The sequence below is a fragment of the Photobacterium sp. BZF1 genome, assembly GCF_014349205.1.
GTDB lineage: Bacteria > Pseudomonadota > Gammaproteobacteria > Enterobacterales > Vibrionaceae > Photobacterium.
This window is the reverse complement of record NZ_JACSOF010000048.1, coordinates 1-17,344: the sequence shown is the minus strand read 5'-3', so window position 1 is coordinate 17,344 and position 17,344 is coordinate 1. Positions and strand designations below refer to the sequence as shown.

General features: G+C 48.1%; 15 protein-coding genes. 8 read left to right on the top strand and 7 right to left on the bottom strand.

Annotated elements, in window-relative coordinates:
• Positions 1-400: 400 nt before the first annotated feature.
• Positions 401-1,570, bottom strand: coding sequence for a p-hydroxyphenylacetate 3-hydroxylase oxygenase component (locus BIZ37_RS12585; RefSeq protein ID WP_187461792.1), 1,170 nt, complete (start codon positions 1,568-1,570; stop codon positions 401-403).
• Between the two features lie 183 nt (positions 1,571-1,753).
• Here BIZ37_RS12585 and hpaA point away from each other — a divergent pair, with 183 nt between their 5' ends.
• Positions 1,754-2,629 carry a 4-hydroxyphenylacetate catabolism regulatory protein HpaA gene (hpaA, locus tag BIZ37_RS12580; protein ID WP_187461791.1) on the top strand — a complete coding sequence of 292 codons (876 nt, stop codon included), beginning with the start codon at positions 1,754-1,756 and terminating at the stop codon, positions 2,627-2,629.
• A 73-nt stretch (positions 2,630-2,702) separates the two neighbouring features.
• Here hpaA and BIZ37_RS12575 read toward each other — a convergent pair whose 3' ends face one another.
• The gene (locus tag BIZ37_RS12575; RefSeq protein WP_370577348.1) at positions 2,703-3,650 is read right to left on the bottom strand and encodes a phosphatidylinositol-specific phospholipase C/glycerophosphodiester phosphodiesterase family protein; all 948 of its coding nucleotides are present in this window, start codon (positions 3,648-3,650) and stop codon (positions 2,703-2,705) included.
• Positions 3,651-4,058: 408 nt separating this feature from the next.
• Positions 4,059-6,071 carry a heparinase II/III family protein gene (locus BIZ37_RS12570; RefSeq protein WP_187461790.1) on the bottom strand — a complete coding sequence of 671 codons (2,013 nt, stop codon included), beginning with the start codon at positions 6,069-6,071 and terminating at the stop codon, positions 4,059-4,061.
• A 356-nt stretch (positions 6,072-6,427) separates the two neighbouring features.
• On the opposite strand from BIZ37_RS12570, the gene BIZ37_RS12565 reads away from it, so the two are divergent.
• The 3 genes from BIZ37_RS12565 to kduD (BIZ37_RS12555) all read left to right on the top strand — a co-directional run bounded on the left by BIZ37_RS12565 (position 6,428) and on the right by kduD (BIZ37_RS12555) (position 10,681).
• On the top strand, positions 6,428-8,203 hold the full coding sequence (locus BIZ37_RS12565) for a transporter (RefSeq protein ID WP_107299519.1): 1,776 nt from the start codon (positions 6,428-6,430) through the stop codon (positions 8,201-8,203).
• Positions 8,204-8,306: 103 nt separating this feature from the next.
• Positions 8,307-9,713, top strand: coding sequence for a glucuronate isomerase (uxaC, locus tag BIZ37_RS12560; RefSeq protein ID WP_187461789.1), 1,407 nt, complete (start codon positions 8,307-8,309; stop codon positions 9,711-9,713).
• Between the two features lie 206 nt (positions 9,714-9,919).
• Positions 9,920-10,681, top strand: coding sequence for a 2-dehydro-3-deoxy-D-gluconate 5-dehydrogenase KduD (kduD, locus tag BIZ37_RS12555; protein ID WP_187461788.1), 762 nt, complete (start codon positions 9,920-9,922; stop codon positions 10,679-10,681).
• A gap of 94 nt (positions 10,682-10,775) precedes the next feature.
• On the opposite strand, the gene BIZ37_RS12550 is transcribed toward kduD (BIZ37_RS12555), so the two are convergent.
• Positions 10,776-11,102, bottom strand: a complete 327-nt coding sequence (locus tag BIZ37_RS12550) for a cupin domain-containing protein (RefSeq protein WP_107299516.1) — start codon at positions 11,100-11,102, stop codon at positions 10,776-10,778.
• Positions 11,103-11,554: 452 nt separating this feature from the next.
• Here BIZ37_RS12550 and BIZ37_RS12545 point away from each other — a divergent pair, with 452 nt between their 5' ends.
• The gene (locus BIZ37_RS12545) at positions 11,555-12,193 is read left to right on the top strand and encodes an RpiB/LacA/LacB family sugar-phosphate isomerase (RefSeq protein ID WP_187461787.1); all 639 of its coding nucleotides are present in this window, start codon (positions 11,555-11,557) and stop codon (positions 12,191-12,193) included.
• Between the two features lie 100 nt (positions 12,194-12,293).
• Here the strand turns inward: BIZ37_RS12545 and BIZ37_RS12540 are convergent, their stop codons facing one another.
• The 3 genes from BIZ37_RS12540 to kduD (BIZ37_RS12530) all read right to left on the bottom strand — a co-directional run bounded on the left by BIZ37_RS12540 (position 12,294) and on the right by kduD (BIZ37_RS12530) (position 14,495).
• Entirely contained in the window at positions 12,294-13,004 is a 711-nt protein-coding gene (locus tag BIZ37_RS12540) for an HAD family hydrolase (RefSeq protein WP_187461786.1), read from the bottom strand.
• 117 nt (positions 13,005-13,121) lie between these two features.
• A complete protein-coding gene (locus BIZ37_RS12535; protein ID WP_370577347.1) occupies positions 13,122-13,643 on the bottom strand; it encodes a YgjV family protein in 522 nt (173 codons plus the stop codon).
• A 90-nt stretch (positions 13,644-13,733) separates the two neighbouring features.
• Positions 13,734-14,495 carry a 2-dehydro-3-deoxy-D-gluconate 5-dehydrogenase KduD gene (gene kduD / locus BIZ37_RS12530; protein WP_187461785.1) on the bottom strand — a complete coding sequence of 254 codons (762 nt, stop codon included), beginning with the start codon at positions 14,493-14,495 and terminating at the stop codon, positions 13,734-13,736.
• Between the two features lie 273 nt (positions 14,496-14,768).
• Between kduD (BIZ37_RS12530) and kdgR the strand changes: the two genes are divergently transcribed.
• From kdgR to BIZ37_RS12515, 3 genes are all read left to right on the top strand, one after another.
• Positions 14,769-15,551, top strand: a complete 783-nt coding sequence (gene kdgR, locus BIZ37_RS12525; RefSeq protein WP_107299512.1) for a DNA-binding transcriptional regulator KdgR — start codon at positions 14,769-14,771, stop codon at positions 15,549-15,551.
• Between the two features lie 83 nt (positions 15,552-15,634).
• Positions 15,635-16,573, top strand: coding sequence for a sugar kinase (locus tag BIZ37_RS12520; RefSeq protein WP_187461784.1), 939 nt, complete (start codon positions 15,635-15,637; stop codon positions 16,571-16,573).
• 10 nt (positions 16,574-16,583) lie between these two features.
• Positions 16,584-17,207, top strand: coding sequence for a bifunctional 4-hydroxy-2-oxoglutarate aldolase/2-dehydro-3-deoxy-phosphogluconate aldolase (locus BIZ37_RS12515; protein ID WP_187461783.1), 624 nt, complete (start codon positions 16,584-16,586; stop codon positions 17,205-17,207).
• Positions 17,208-17,344: the final 137 nt, after the last annotated feature.

The following is a 17,344-nucleotide window of genomic DNA, read 5'->3' as shown; positions in this document are numbered from 1 at the left end:
TTTTATTAATGCAAAAAATATTTGAGTGATTACTGATTTTTTTGATTAAAGGCATCAATGATTTCACTTCCTGTTGATAGAAATAAAAGCCGTCTTATAACAAACAGTTTCATAACTATCGCCTTCCAGCGACCTTCACAATCAACCAACCAAAACAAAAACAATTCATAAACAACAACTTAATTACCAAGCAGTTGATGGTGCATCACGATTGGCCATTTTGGTGACACGGTAGCTGAATGTAAAACAAGAGAGAGCAGCCTCAAGCACTCAACAAAAGTTGAAAATAAAAATACTAAAATGAAAAAAAGCCCCCGAGGTCGGGGGCAAGAACACAACAAAGCTTTAACCAAAGCGTCTTGAAACAAAATAGAAGAACATCACTTGAACAAAAGAATCATCAAACCATGCTTGGGTCTGGGTCTAGGCCCATCAACTGACGACCTAGGATCTGGGCGCAGACATCATAATCTGTGTAGGCATGGGCAGCTGTCATATGCGAGTCTCGGAACAGGCGCTGGCCCTCATTGTCATTGAACCAGGACATCCCCCCCATCGCTTCAAACAAGCGGTCAACGGATGCGATACACATCTTCACCGCATAAGCTTGGTTGGTACGCCAGTAAGCCAAAGTATCAGCGGATGGGTATTCTTTGCGCTCACCGTGCTCTTTATGATCTTCCCAAGTCTTCTCAAGGAACGCACGGGCAGCAGCAACCTGATGGGTTGACTCGGCAAGGCGCATCAAGGCGGGTGTAGCCGCTCCTACTTTTGCCCCGGTATAAGCACGAACTCGGTTTTTGGTCTTTTCCTTATAGACCTCCAGCATACGCTCGGCAATCCCTAGGCTGATAGCGGCAAAACCACAGGCGAAATAAGGTCGGTATGGGGTGTAGAAGATATCGCTGTCAGGATAGAGATCGAAGCCAGCAGAGCGGCCTTCCATCATGCCTTTTGCCGTTTCTATCCGGTGTTCGGGAATAAATACATCTTTCAATACCAAGGTCTTGGTACCACTGGAGCGCATGCCTGCTGCATACCAGTCATCAATAATGGTGTATTCATGGCGCGGCACCACGCCGAAACAGTAAACCTTATTACCGCTAACATCAGTGCGGTTGAAGCCAAGAATGGCCCAATCAGCATGGTCACTGCCGCTACTCCAGCGCATATTGCCATTGAAGATCACCCCGCCCTCTGTCTCTTCCGTTTGTCCAAACGGGGCAATACTACTACTCGCCGTAGCATCTGGATTGTCGCCCCAGAACTCTTCCTGTGCCTGCTTGGAGAACATTGCCATCTGGTGGCTGTGAGTCGCAAGCAAACTGGCTCCCCATGCGGTTCCGCCACAAGCTCCCGCTAGGGCTGCAACACAATCAGTAAACTCCGGCAATGAAATTTCCGAACCCCCATAGGCTTTCGGTTGGAAAGCGCGGAAAAAGCCGACTTCACGCAATAGGCGGATATTCTCCTCCGGCGGGGTACGGTCTATTTCAGCTTGCGCCGCGTTGGCAGCAATAGTCGGTAGGATAGCTTGCATTTTTTCTAACAGGGGATTCGGTTGCTTCATGTCCAGTTCCTTATGATTGTGAGCCTTGCCGTTTCTGCTTTGCGGCTTCTTTGCATTCATTATGGGAAATGACCACGGAGTGTTAAATGGATGTTACAAGTATTCAATTGTACTTTTCGGTGATTTAGATAACATGTTAACTATCACTACTATAATAAAATCAAAATAACGGAAGGTCATGCCATGGAAGCACTTACAATCCCCAACCTGAACATTGGCAAGGTATACGACTCGCGCTATAGCGATAACGAGTTTCACCTTGAGCGGCTAAACAGTCTCGCACTCTTTTTCGGCCGCAATATGCCAACCCATTACCACGACCGTTATTACCAAATCCATTGTATTCTCGAGGGCAACACCCATGTCCTGCTCGACCAGTCCCATTACTCCATGTACGGTAAAACGTTATTTTTCACCCCGCCAACTGTGCCCCACTCTTTTGTCACCGACGATCACGCCAGCGGCTTTGTCATCACCGCCAGCCAGCAGTTGGTCTGGCGGTTATTGGATATCGAGATTGGCCGCAATGATATTGCCTCCACGGCGATGCAGCCCTTTTGTATCCCTTTACCGGAATCCTCACCGCTTGAAACGTTATTTGAAATGTTGGAGAAAGAATCGGCTGGGCAACAGTTTATGGCAGAGTCTGCCAGCCTTAGCTGGCTGCAATTGATCCTGATAGAGATAATGCGTTACGCCAACAACCAACAAGTGACGACCAGTTACCGCAGCACAGATGTCAACGTGTTCAACCAATTCAACGTATTGATAGAAGAGAACTACCGCTCCCATTGGGCACTGCCGCAATATGCCGAGCATATCGGACTCACTACCTCTAGGCTCAATGATATCTGCCGTAGGGTCAGCGGCCTGTCTTCAAAACGGTTAATCACAGATAGGATCATGCAGGAAGCGCGGCGAATGTTGTTGCTCACCGCGATGTCAATTTCTGAAGTCGGCTATGAGCTTGGCTTTACCGATCCGGCCTATTTCGCCCGCTTCTTTCGCAAAAATGCCGGGATCACAGCTTCTGCATTCCGAGAAAAAGGCAGGGACTAAAAAGCACACAGGGATACCTGTGTGCTGTATTCAATCGGTAAAGCCAATAGAGGCAAGAGCCGCTAAATGAAGATTATGGATACATCGGATCCCAGAATGGGTCATCCAACCAATTGACTGACGGCTCTGATGGGTGCGGGTCATTTTCCAACAACCAGTCATGTAGGTCCTGCTGGTGATCGGTATTAATGAAGTCGACATCGGCTTTTACCAACTCGCTCCAGATATGGTTGTTGATGTAGTCATTGCCTTCAGGTGTCGCCCAAAAACGGATCTTCTGGTTATTGGCATGGGCTTCTGTAACAATTCTTTCCAGCTCATCCAAGGCTTCTTGCGGCCACTCGCCTTTACCAAAGAAATTGCCAAACTGAGGCTGGTTAAAGTGGCTGAAGTTATTGCTGATAAGTGGCATTAGCGTTGGATCAGTTATTTCACCTAGGTCCCCCAAGCGGCCATCAACAAAAGAATAACGAATAGGCGCAGCATCCATTTGCTCAATTGGGCGATGGCCTGAAATAATCGCCGTCACAGGCCCTTGTTTAACCACGCCATTTTCATAGGTGGTGAAAATATCCGGGTACTGGCTCAGCACTTCTTCAACCGCCAGCCAGGTTTCGTAACCGCTGTCTTCGCTATCAATTTGGGTTTTGATATCAATCAGCAACACCGCAGAATGAGACCAGTTGTTGTAAAAGCGGTATTCGTTATCCCTGACATACTGCACCAAAGGCTGGATATACATATCATCAAATGACCACTCAAATACCGTTTCCCACTCATCGTGGGCCACTAGCACTTCATCATAGCCTTCCCGATAAAAGACATCGGCTTCAAAGCTACCAAAGCCCAGTTTTACTGCGCCGAAAAACGGCTCATCACGGTAGTAATCATTATGTGAATGAGAGCGTACAGTAGGGGTGACTTCCAGCCCTTTACCACTATCATCAGAGTCACTTGAATTACAGGCTGTTAGCGATAACACTGCAGCTATTACGCCAACCAGCTTAAGAATATTTTTCACAATTGCTTCCCTAAAATATGTAATGAGAATATGAACACGCGTTCACAAATCAGACGCTATATTTCAGTTGAAGCATTTCAGTTTAATGACTTTAAGGTGATGATATTTTTCTAAAAATATAAAATCCAGCCTTCTGGGAACAACCCTGTGGGAGAGAATTTGTAACCTTTGATAAGTGCCGAATGAAAAGCCGCAAGATACTTGGAGCAATATCGAATTTTTGATGAAACCCTACATTGCAAAAAGGTTAAAGCAGAGATATTCATGCCGCTTCATAAGAGCTTCATAAAGCGATATCGACACTGCTGCATCAAGGGTTAATTCAGTTAGATTTTATATTTTTCCAGACAGGCCAATAAAAAAAACCAGCACATAAGTGCTGGCCTTGATTGATTGCTCTTGAATGAGTTAAGAGCCGCAATGCAATGATTGAAAATCCATTCCCGCTTGAGAAAATGCCACTTTGATTGAGTGCAATTTGCCATCTCGGCTCAGGCTGATATAGGCGCTATCCCCCACCCATTTCACATCGACACTATCAAGTGGCTGCTGGGTATCCAAATCATGGGCCACTATCGATTTGAATGTCTTCTCCTGGCTTCGCAGCAACATATAGGACAGGTTACTGGTCGCAGGGTTATCCGGTGCCTGACCGGTGAGCAGCACTCCCTCGGCGGATATAAAGCATTGGTAAGCAGCCTCCCCCTTAATATCAAACTGCTGTGCGGCCACACCTGACACTGTTTCTATCCTGCAATCAGTCATCCGCGCCAGCGGCCCTTCTAGAGGATTATCACATTGGACAGCCAGCGGGCTTACCTGATGCTCGCCGCGCACATGCCAGGTTAAATCCAGCTGCTTGGCATGGGGGTTATGCACTTGGTTTATTTCAAGAGCCGCATCACCAAGCCATATCACGCTGCGGCGGAATCGCACATCGCGGTAGGCTTCCTCATCCCACTGCACCAAGGTATGGCTATCCAAACCGGGATGGGCTTTCGACCAATCAACCACGGTATCAAGACAGGTAACACCTTCTGTTTGTTTGAAACTCAGCACCTCGGGGATCGCCGGTGGCTGGTTTTGTTGGTTCACCGCTAGGGTATTATGCGTCGCCGTGTTCTTGTAATAGCCATAATGCAACTCGGCACCATATCCTGTTGTCCCCAGATCAGGCAGGATTTCCTTGCCGCCTCGACAGATAATGATCCCCAAACGGTCATAATGGTCATGCTCACCACCATACGGCGAATGCTTGACCAGCAGCATGTTATGAAGGGCTTCATCTTTGCAAATCGTCAATCCAACACCCGGCGCATGGATTGGCTGGGTAGAGAGTGGGGTGGCGTCTGGCAATTCATCTACGCCGTACAGCAGGGCGTCAATATTATCTCGGCTCTTGTTGTGGTAAATACTGCGCAATGCCGAAGCAAACAACGGATGCCTGAACTCACTGTAGGCATACTCGAACAAGTGGGAATGGGTAAGTACTTCCTGACCTGCAATACAATCATTCAAGCGGGGGAAGCGTCCATCAATTTGCACCAGCTTGAGAGGGAATGCCAGCATCTGGAAAAAGCTAGGGTGTTCTTTTAGTGAATACTCACTACCGCGAGCCATCATTTCATAGCCCATCAGAGCCTGAAGCGCGTAGTAGTGGTAATGGATGGAGCCTTCGAACCACAAGCCTTCACCAATAATGCCATGCTCCAGTTGGTAACGAAGGCCATAGGGGCTATTTACCGCAAAATCGATAAAGCGTTGCTCGTCCAACAGCAAGCCAATCACGCCAATGGTCGAGCTGATTTTCATTTCATGGTTATGCAGCTGGTCACTACGGTGCTGCATCATAAACTCAGCACCTTCGCGTAACAGGTTCTGCTCGATATGGGCACGCTGTTCTGCCGTAAGGCCTTCCCGGACGAAATCATAACCCCGGGCGAAATCCATATGGCAGTTTGCTTCACACAGCGTCTGGGCATTGGCTTTACCCGGACCATTGTAGGGAATACCGCCATGCTCTTCATAGTCAGGGTAATGGTCGGCATAGCCCATCAAGATTTCACGGACTTTATCGAAGTATTTCTGCTCGCCGGTTAAGTGCCACAGCAAGCCAAGTTCATTGCAGGCTTTGGAGTTCAGCCCATTGAGCCAACGCCACCATGCCCCATCATAAGGTTCGCCAGTGAACACCTTGCCGTCTACCGGGCAGCGGTGTTCCTCCGGACTATTTCTCTGCCAATCAAGGCGAACCCCATGTTCAGGGCAGAAATAATACAGATTCCATGTTGCGCGAGAATCCGGCGGAACAAGGGTGTCCGACGATAAAACTGTATGATTATTAGTAATCAGGTTATCAATAATTGCCGCGCAATCTTTGCTCTTGATCCTTGCCATTTCATCGTTTGAAAACTGCAGCATGAAATCACTCACTTTTTATGAACCGTTGTTTCAATTATACATATCACATGAAAATTGGTAGTGAAAAAAGGCCAAAAAACAAGGCAGATCACAGTTCAGACAATATCTTATCTTTATCAACAACTTAAAAAACCGCTCTTATTATTTATAAGTACCTGTTATACAAACAGTAACTGGTTGTTATTCGAAAAACGAATAACCAACAAAAACAAAATTGCGTTTCATTTTTTTGCGAAGATGATTTCGATCACGGATTTGTCTAATCATAATACATAGACTTCTCTCATAAACTTTGAACGATAAATCGCAACAGACCAATCATCATATGCAATGGTTGGCAAACCTAAGAGAGCACTATGAATATAGAGATTATGGTAATAGGCGGGTACTTCATGCTGATGGTTTTCATCAGCCTCGCCTTCAAAAAAATGGCCAGTAACTCTTCTAGCGACTACTTCCGGGGGGGAGGCCGAATGCTGTGGTGGATGGTAGGTTCCACTGCTTTCATGACCCAGTTCAGTGCCTGGACCTTCACCGGTGCTGCGGGTAAAGGCTTTAACGATGGTATGCTGGCTGCTGCCGTCTTCATCGGTAACGTACTGGCCTACGGTGTCTCTTACCTTTGGTTTGCTAAGCGCTTCCGCCAGACCCGAGTCGATACCCCGACTCAGGCAATCCGAAACCGCTTTGGTAGTACCAACGAACAATTTTTCACCTGGGCGATCATTCCCCTTAGCATCTTGAATGCCGGTGTTTGGCTAAACGGTTTGTCAGTCTTTGTCGGTGCCGCATTTGGTTTTGATATGACCACGACCATCTGGCTGACAGGTCTTGCAGTATTGGCAATCTCTCTGCTATCCGGAGCTTGGGGTGTGGTAGCCTCTGACTTCGTTCAGACCATGGTCGTTGCGGTTATCTCTGTTGCCTGTGCCATCGTTGCCCTCGTTGCTGTTGGCGGTCCAGGTGAGATTGTCACCAACTTCCCATCTGGTTTCGTAATGGGCCCAGATATGAACTACCCGCTGATTATTGTTGGTACTTTCCTGTTCTTCTTTGTCAAACAGGTCCAAAACATCAACAACATGCAGGACTCTTACCGTTTCCTCAACGCCAAAGACTCCAACAATGCGAGCAAAGCAGCATTGATGGCAATGTGCCTGATGGCAGTGGGTAGCTTGATCTGGTTCATCCCGCCATGGGCATCAGCTATCCTTTACCCTGAAGCGGCTACCCAATATGCAGCGCTAGGCGGCAAAGCCTCTGACGCGGTATACCTAGTGTTTGCTGAAAACACCATGCCTGCCGGTACTGTCGGCCTACTTGTTGCCGGTATCTTTGCAGCGACCATGTCTTCAATGGACTCAGCACTGAACCGTAACTCGGGTATCTTTGTACGCAGCTTCTGGACACCGGTTGTCTGCAAGAACAAGCCAGGTAGCGAGAAATCACAGCTACGCGTTGGCCAGATCACCTGTATCGTTAACGGCATTATCGTCATCCTTGTTGCCCAACTGTTCGCAAACCTAAAAGAGCTGAGCCTGTTCGAATTGATGATGACAGTATCAACTCTGGCTTCATCACCAATCCTAGTGCCACTGTTCATGGGTATGTTCATTAAGAAGACACCACGTTGGGCAGCTTGGGGCACCGTAGTATTCGGTATGTTCGTCTCTTGGTTGTGTGTGAATGTGTTCACTCCGGCAGCTCTTGGTGACCTGCTAGGCATCGAGTTCACTGGCCGTGAAGCATCTGAAATGCGTAACATGATTGCTATCGCCGCCCACCTATTCCTAACCGCAGGTTTCTTCTGGGCGACAACATTGTTCTACAAGGAAGACTCTTTGAATGAGCAGGAAAAAGCAGAAGTGGCGAAGTTCTTCGAGAACGTTGAAACAGAGTGTATCGCAGACAGCGAACAAGACGAGTTCGACAAAATGCAGCGTGAAAAACTGGGTACCATCACCATCATGATGGGTACAGGCCTACTGGCGATGACACTGCTGCCTAATCCACTGTGGGGACGCTTCCTGTTCCTATGCTGCGCTGGATTGATTTTGCTGGCTGGTTACTTACTCAAAAAGAGTGCCCAAAGCAAAACCCAACCCGCTGAAAACCTAGTAACGCAGAGTTAATCCACCCCCCTACTATCCAATGCCGCTTCATAACTTGAAGCGGCATTTTAGTTTGACCTAACCAGCCAAGCTGACAACGATATCGTCACGAGAAGAGTATGTTATGAAGAAGCCTTTCCTTGATCAGCACTTTCTGCTGCATACCCCTACAGCCCAGCACCTCTACCATAGCTACGCCAAAACACTTCCTATCATTGATTACCACAACCACTTGAGCGCGCAAGATATCTATCATGATATCCATTACCGCTCTATTGCCGACGCCTGGCTCTCCCATGATCACTATGTCTGGCGGGCAATGCGCAGCAACGGGATTGATGAGCATTACATTACGGGTGATGCCAGTGATTATGAGAAATTCCAGAAGTGGTGCGAAACCGTCCCATACCTTGTCGGTAACCCTTTTTATCATTGGGCCCATATGGAACTGCAGCGCTATTTCGGTGTGAACGATCTTATTTGCCCTGAAAACTGTGACAAGATTTGGCAACAATGCAACGAGCAGATCGGAGGGGATAACTTTTCTGCAAGGCGGCTATTAGCAAGGATGAATGTCGAGTCGCTGTGCACCACTGATGATCCGCTGAGCGACCTTCGCTACCATCGCCATCTGGCAGAAACCGACTTCAACATCAAAGTGCTGCCGACCTTCCGGGCCGATGATGTGTTCAACATCGACAATAGTAAGAAGTTCGTAACCTGGGTTGCCAAGCTAGCGTCAACCACAGATTCGAGGATCCACAATATCGATGAGCTTTTCAAAGCCCTGACACAGCGGTTCGAATACTTCCACCAGCATGGTTGCCGCTTATCAGACCTTGGCCTGAAGACCATCCCCTATGCAGACGGCACAGTGGAAGACGCCAACCGGGCCTTTACCAAAGCACTTGCAGGCGAGTCGCTATCAGATAAAGAGATCCATCAATTCAAAACCCAGCTATTCCAGTTCCTCGGCCAAAAAAACCATGACTTTGGCTGGGTCATGCAGATCCATATCGGGGTATTGCAAGACACCAACAAACGCCGCTTCGAGCAGCTCGGTGGGGCAACGGGTTTTAGTGCTATCGACGATACCTGCATTGCACAAAACCTTGGCAAACTCCTTAGCTCGCTGGATTACCAACACTCGATGCCGAAGACCATCTTGTACTGCCTTAACCCGAAAGATAACTATGTACTCGGAGCAATGATCGGTGCTTTCCAGGACAGCGACTGCGGGCCGGGCAAAATCCAGTTGGGGGCAGCCTGGTGGTTCAACGATCAGAAAGACGGCATTATTAACCAGTTAAAGACTTTGGGGAACTTAGGAGCTCTGGGACGATTCGTCGGCATGCTGACCGACTCAAGAAGCTTCCTCTCCTACCCCCGCCATGAGTACTTCCGCCGTATTTTATGTAACTTGGTCGGCGAGTGGGTTGAGCGAGGCGAACTGCCTGATGATGACGCTCTGCTCAAGCGCCTCATCACCGACATTTGCTATCGTAACGCCAGAGACTATTTCAAGCTCTAACCTCGCATAGCATCTACCCAACGGCTTTCTACAGAAAGCCGTTTTTGTTTAAAGCTATTAAGCCAGTTGCCTTTAACGGCAAATAAAATCAAACCTAAAAAGTAAAACACAGTTTCATTTATTTAAGTTTCAGCTCAAGGATGGTAAACTTGAGGCCTGAATATACCGACAGCCCTTTGGCATAACCATCATTACGAGGAATAGGCATGATACTCAACGCATTTAATCTTGAAGGCAAAGTCGCCGTTGTTACTGGTTGTAATCGTGGGTTGGGCCAAGGTATTACTCTAGGACTTGCCGAAGCCGGCTGTAATATTGTCGGTGTGAGCTCTTCCGGTAGCGAGGAGACCAAAGCCAAAGTCGAAGCATTGGGCCGCCAGTTTATCGATATCCGTGCCAATTTGATCAAGACCGATGATATCCCGAACATCATCGCTGCCACACTGGAGCAATTCGGTAAAATCGACATTCTGGTCAACAATGCCGGGATCATCCGCCGCGAAGATGCCATCAACTTCAGTGAGCAAGACTGGGATGATGTGATGGATATCAACCTCAAAACCACGTTTTTCCTCAGCCAGGCGGTCGCCAAACAGTTCATTGCCCAAGGTAATGGTGGCAAAATCATCAACGTCGCTTCCATGCTCTCTTTCCAGGGCGGGATCCGTGTTCCTTCTTATACAGCCTCAAAAAGTGGTGTCATGGGTGTGACCCGCCTGATGGCCAACGAATGGGCCAAGCACAACATCAATGTCAATGCGATCGCACCGGGCTACATGGCGACAGACAATACGGCCCAACTACGCGATGATGAAAAACGCAATCAGGAAATCCTCGAACGTATCCCTGCTGACCGTTGGGGCAACCCAGAAGATCTAGCTGGCCCAGCCGTTTTCCTTGCCTCTGATGCGGCCAACTATGTCAATGGCTTTACCATGGCCGTTGATGGTGGCTGGCTGGCAAGGTAAGCCATCCTCTAATATACCGACTGAATACAAAAAGGCCGGGGCAGTTCAATGCCTCGGCCTTTCGATATTTCATTTATTGGTATCGTTTCGGCGCTTAGGCTGCAACGAAGTCCTGGCGCATTGGTGTGAAGGTATCAATTAGTACGCCTGCTTTCAGACAACGGCAACCATGCAGGATCTCTGGCTCTTTGTACATAGTGTCACCCGCCTTGACGATTTTGGTGTCGTTGCCAATGGTGAATTCAAACTCACCCGATAACACGTAGGTTAGCTGCTCATGCGGGTGGGTGTGCAAGGCACCAATCGCCCCTTCCTCAAAGTGCACTTCGACCGACATCATGTTATCGCTGTGGGCCAGGATCTTACGGCTCACACCTTCACCCAGATCTTCCATCACAATATCGTTATTGAATACAAACATTTGCGTACCTTCTCTCTGGTTGTGCATTTTTCATTGATAGGTTTGCCCCAAACCCTCAGGGCAACTTGGTACACCTTACATCAAAAACTCACCAATTAAAAATAAATGAAACTTTGTTTTACTTTACGGTGAATCCAAAGCATTACCTTGAAGGTCCATTGTAAAGCCAGAGTCCACTACGCTCTCCTGAGTACCACCCGATCTAACCACTCACAAGCAAATCTATAAAAAACAAAAACTTAAAACCATACATGGTAATTCAATAAGTTACAAACCTATAAAGAAATGACGCAAAAATTGGTCTTGAATGAGCACTATCCCCCTTACTAAATGTGACGTAACTCGCTCAAAGTCACAGTTTAAATAATTTAATTTTTATTTTTTTTGAAAAGCCTTTTCATTTTTAAACCTCTATCTTATACTCAAACCATCAACGACAGAGAGATATAGTTATGAAAATCGCACTAATGATGGAAAACAGCCAAGCACCTAAGAATGCTATGGTTGCAGCTGAGCTTAACAACGTTGCAGGTGGCCTAGGCCACGACGTTTTCAACGTTGGTATGACAGATGAGAACGATCACCACCTTACCTACATCCACTTAGGTATCATGGCGAGCATTCTTCTTAACTCTAAGGCTGTAGATTTCGTCGTAACGGGCTGTGGCACAGGCCAGGGCGCATTGATGGCAAGCAACCTTCACCCAGGTGTTGTGTGTGGTTACTGCCTAGAGCCTTCGGATGCATTCCTTTTCAACCAAATCAACAACGGCAATGCTATCTCTCTAGCCTTCGCTAAAGGTTTTGGCTGGGCAGGCGAGCTGAACATCCGCTACATCTTCGAAAAAGCCTTTACTGGCAAGCGTGGCGAGGGTTACCCAATTGAGCGTGCAGCACCTCAGCAGGCAAACGCAGCAATCCTTAACGAAGTAAAAGCAGCTGTATCTAAAGATGTGGTTGAAGGCCTACGTGGGATTGACCAGGAATTGGTGAAAACTGCGGTTGGCAGCAAGCAGTTCCAGGAGTGCTTCTTCGCAAACTGCCAGGACGAAGCCATCAAAGACTACGTTCTGTCTGTACTAGAAAAGTAATTTGCCAATAGACCAATTTGATTTTGGTTTATTGACTGAAATGAAGAAGGCCCAGAGCATGCTCTGGGCCTTTTGCTATGGGGTTTATTCAATAATCTCTTTAGAGGTAAGGCTCACAGATTGCCGTTAACTCTAATGGCGAGCGAATAATAAAATCAGGCTTTGCCTGCCATGTATCCGGCCGCGCGCCGCTATAAGCCGCCGCAACGGTAATGACGGTAGAATACTGGCCGAGTTCAGATTGCAGGTTCCGGGCAAATTTCACATCCGCCTCATGGTCGCCGACATACATGATCACCTTGCCGTCAGGCTTACCAAATAACCGCTCCAGGCACTTTACACCGCCCTCAGGAGAAGGCTTCTGCCCGCCCGTCGAAACATCGTCATAGCCAATCACTGCCTTGAAATAAGTATCGACCTTCGCTTCAGAAAGTACCCCTTTGATATTCATTGCTGCGTTTTGCGAGCAAATACCATGGGGAATAACAGACAGTTTTCTAACCGTATCTTTCATCCCCTCAAAAAGGGTGACAGGCGTCGTATTGCTAAGCTGATGCTCTGCCCACATAGTGCCAGCTTGCAGCATTTCTGCCTCGGTCATACCGTAGTATTTCACGTAGAGTTCCTGCCAGTTTTTGGCAGCATGGTTTACCTGGTGGTAGGCAGTTTCGCTTTGCAGGCACTGGGGCAGGTTGTCGCCTGATAAGTGGGGGGCAACAATAGAGAGGATACGCTTGGTTATGTCGATATTCTTGGGGACAGAATTCACGATAGTGCCATCGTAATCCCATAAAATCGCATCTAGCTTCATGGCTCCCTCATGCTAGTCATTTGAAAGAGCTTACAATATATCCGATTAATTCAATGCATTCTTTCCTATGACGTCCCTGTCGGGAAACAATGCGTTGACTGATTAATATCGTTTTTCTTACGCTGTCGCGAGTTGCTGCTGGCGGTGAAGCCTTAGCATCGTTACCACATTGACGCTAAGCAGGGTCGCTTCAAGCAAGGTGCCACCAATCGAGCCCACCACAATATTGTTGCTGAGCCAGCATAGGGCACCGACAAAGAACGCCAGACGCAGCTTGATCCCTTCAAGGCAGAATAAGGCATAGGTGCCGATACAGGCCCCGGCAATGGGGAGTAAATCCAGCCAACCATCCGCTAGATAGAAGCCAACCGCCAAGTTACAGCCAATAAATAAATAGGCGAGCAGCTTGGATTGAAACTTGACCGACAAGGCGGTGCGGAAAGCCGACAGCAACGCACTGAAACCTGCGGTGACGGCACCGAGTAAGAAGAAGTGCATCATATGGTTGATATTGAATATCACCATCACCAGCTTTAGCTTCTTATCATCCTTTTGATAAAACGCCGCAATACCCAAGGCAAAGCTGACAAAGCCCAGCGCCTGGGCAAAAGATAATTCACCGAACAATGTTTTTTCCACTGGTAGTTAGCTGCCAAAACGAGCAGCTCTCAAATACGACAAAGCGGCCGCACCCCCATACAGATGCAGCCGCTTGATGTCTTGTTGCGATTAACGTGCTAGCCAGCCGCCATCAACAGCCACGGTATAACCGTTAACATAAGAAGCCGCATCAGAAGCTAGGAACACACAAGGACCCGCCAGATCTGCAGGCTCGCCCCAACGATCCGCAGGGATACGCTCTAGGATTTCGGCATTACGCTTCTCATCGGCACGTAGCTGCGCGGTGTTGTTGGTCGCCATGTAACCCGGAGCAATCGCGTTGACATTGATGTTGTGCTTCGCCCACTCGTTGGCCATCAGGCGAGTCACGCCCATTACGCCGCTTTTCGATGCCGTGTATGACGGTACGCGGATACCACCTTGGTAAGACAGCATCGATGCAATATTGATGATCTTGCCGCCATGCCCCTGAGAAATGAACTGCTTGGCGACTGCCTGAGACATGAAGAACAGCGACTTGATGTTGATATTCATTACATCGTCCCAATCTTGCTCGCTGAAATCAATCGCGTCGTTGCGGCGGATGATGCCGGCGTTATTAACCAGGATGTCGATCTTGCCGAACTTTGTCACCGCCTGATCAACAATGCCTGCAATGTCATCGGTTTTCATCAGGTTGGCACGGATATCCAGGAACTCGCGGCCAGTGGCTTTGATTTTCTCAATCGTTTCTGTTGGCTCAACAATGTTGACACCCACAATGTCACAACCTGCTTGTGCCAGGCCCAGCGCCATACCTTGTCCAAGACCGGTATCACAGCCGGTTACGATGGCAACTTTACCTTCTAGGTTGAATGTATTCAGAATCATGTCATTTCCTCGATATGTGTTCCCGGCTCCAACGCCCTGAACAAGATGTTTGTGTTCCGTTGATGTGGTTGCACTATAACAACACTGAAAAACCTCATCAAGTTTTTTGAAAAGCTGTTTTATTTTTGATTGCTCAGCTTTGATCGCAGTCACACAAACAAGGGGAATTCGCGTTGATTCATATTTTTTGAAAAAGGTTTTCATAAAAATAGATACACAAAAAGTTAGAACGTATAATGCACAGAACAACGAATATAAAGAAAGGAAAGATAGATGGAATCCGCAAAACAGCCTGAAGCCGTCTCCTCGGTGATGAAGGTATTCGGTATCCTTCAGGCCCTGGGCGAACAAAAAGAGATCGGCGTAACCGAGCTGTCTCAGCGCCTAATGATGTCTAAAAGTACGGTTTACCGCTTCCTGCAAACCATGAAGATGCTGGGCTATGTTTCCCAAGAAGGTGAGACTGATAAGTATGCGCTGACTTTGAAACTGTTCGAGCTAGGAGCGACATCATTGGAGCATGTCGACCTGGTTGACCTATGTGACAAAGAGATGCAGCTTATCTCGCAGCAGACCAACGAGGCCCTTCACCTTGGTGCGCTGGATGAGAATGCCATCATCTACATCCACAAGATTGATTCAGGCTACAACCTGCGTATGCAGTCGCGCATCGGCCGTCGTAACCCACTCTACAGCACCGCAATCGGCAAGGTCCTTTTGGCTTACCGCAGCGAAGAGTTCACCCGCAACGCGCTGGAAGGTGTCGACTTTGTTAAGCATACTGACAAAACGCTGGAGAATATCGATCAACTACTTAGCGAGTTGAAAGCCGTTAAAGAGCAGGCCTTTGCTGAAGATAACGAAGAGCAAGAGCCAGGCCTTCGCTGCATGGCGGCCCCTGTTTTTGACCGCTTTGGTAATGTGATTGCCGGCCTGTCGATCTCGCTACCAACCATCCGTTTTGATGAAAAGCGTAAGTCCTACTACGTAGAGCTGCTACAAAATGCTAGCCGTAAGGTGTCAGAACAACTAGGTTTTCATAACTACCCGCAATAAATAGAAACATAATTTCATTTTTATTGACTTATTAAGCCTTCTTGTTGAAAATACCCTCAATGACCAATCTTGAGGGTATTTTTATGGCTTTAAATCGTGTTGCTGTGATCGGTGAATGTATGGTCGAACTGCAGCGTAAAGGCGAGCTTATCAAACAGAGCTTTGGTGGCGATACGCTAAATACTGCACTTTACCTTTCCCGCTTGACCCACCAGCATGGCGTCGAGACGAGCTACATCACTGGGCTTGGTACCGACAGCTTCAGCCGCGATATGCTTGCCCAGTGGCAGCAAGAGCACATCAATACCGAATTGGTCTTCCAGTCAGAAGAAAAGAACCCCGGCCTTTACCTGATCGAAACTGACGATACTGGTGAGCGCACCTTCCATTACTGGCGCAATGACTCTGCTGCGCGTTACTGGCTGGAAAATATCGATACCAATGCCTTGGTTGAGAAACTGACCGGTTTCGAAATGCTTTACCTAAGCGGTATTAGCCTGGCCATTTTGCCTGAGACAGCCCTCGAACGACTTTTCGAGGTACTGAAAGCCTGCAAAGCCCAAGGCAGCAAGATTGTTTTCGACAATAACTACCGCCCTCGCCTATGGCAAAGCGCCGATATCGCCGCCAAGCACTACCAGACCATGCTTTCCCTGACCGATATCGCCCTGCTGACCTTCGATGATGAAATCATGCTTTACGGCGAGCACTCTGTTGAAGATTGTATCGCCCGTACCCAACAGTGCGGCGTTGGTGAAATCGTAATCAAGCGCGGCGCGGAAGACTGCCTTGTGATAACAAGCGACAACTGCCAATCTGTTGCTGCTACCAAAGTCGACAATGTAGTTGATACCACCGCAGCGGGTGACTCTTTTAGTGCCGGTTACCTGGCAACACGCCTCACCGGCGGCAACACCGAACAAGCGGCAAAAAATGCCCACTTATTAGCTGGCACCGTGATCCAACATCAGGGCGCCATTATTCCAGCCACAGCAATGCCTGTGTTATTCAATTCGAATTAAGGAAGACATCATGACTACGCTAAACGCTCGCATGGCCGAGCTGAAAGTTATCCCTGTAATTGCTATCAAAGACGCAGACAAAGCCGTGAAACTGGCAGAAGTACTGTCTGAGAACGGCCTACCTTGCGCCGAGGTAACTTTCCGTACAGAGGCGGCAGCGCAAGCTATCCGCAACATGCGTGATGCTTTTCCTGACATGCTAATTGGTGCAGGTACAGTACTGAATGCCGATCAAGTTGACCAAGCCATTGATGCCGGCGTTGATTTCATCGTAAGCCCGGGCTTCAACCCAACGACTGTGAAATACTGCCAGCAGCGTGAAATGCCTATCATCCCAGGTGTTAACAACCCAAGCATGGTTGAGCAGGCAATGGAACTGGGTCTTGATACCCTGAAGTTCTTCCCAGCTGAGCCTTCAGGCGGTGTGAACATGCTAAAAGCAATGACTGCAGTTTACCCTGTCAGCTTCATGCCAACGGGTGGTGTAAGCCCGGCTAACGTTAAAGACTACTTGGCAGTGAAATCTGTTTTCGCTTGTGGCGGTACGTGGATGGTTCCAGGCAACCTTATCGATGAAGAGCGTTGGGACGAACTAGCCGTACTAGTAAAAGAAGTGGCGAACGTTGTTGCTTAAGAGGCTAGAGGCTAGAGGCTAGAGGCTAGAGGCTAGAGTGATATGACCCCCGTAAAGTAGACACGGGGGTTAATTTCTCAGTTCGTACATCATGGGACTCAGTCCACCATTAGTCCCATGCCTTCTGACTACATTGT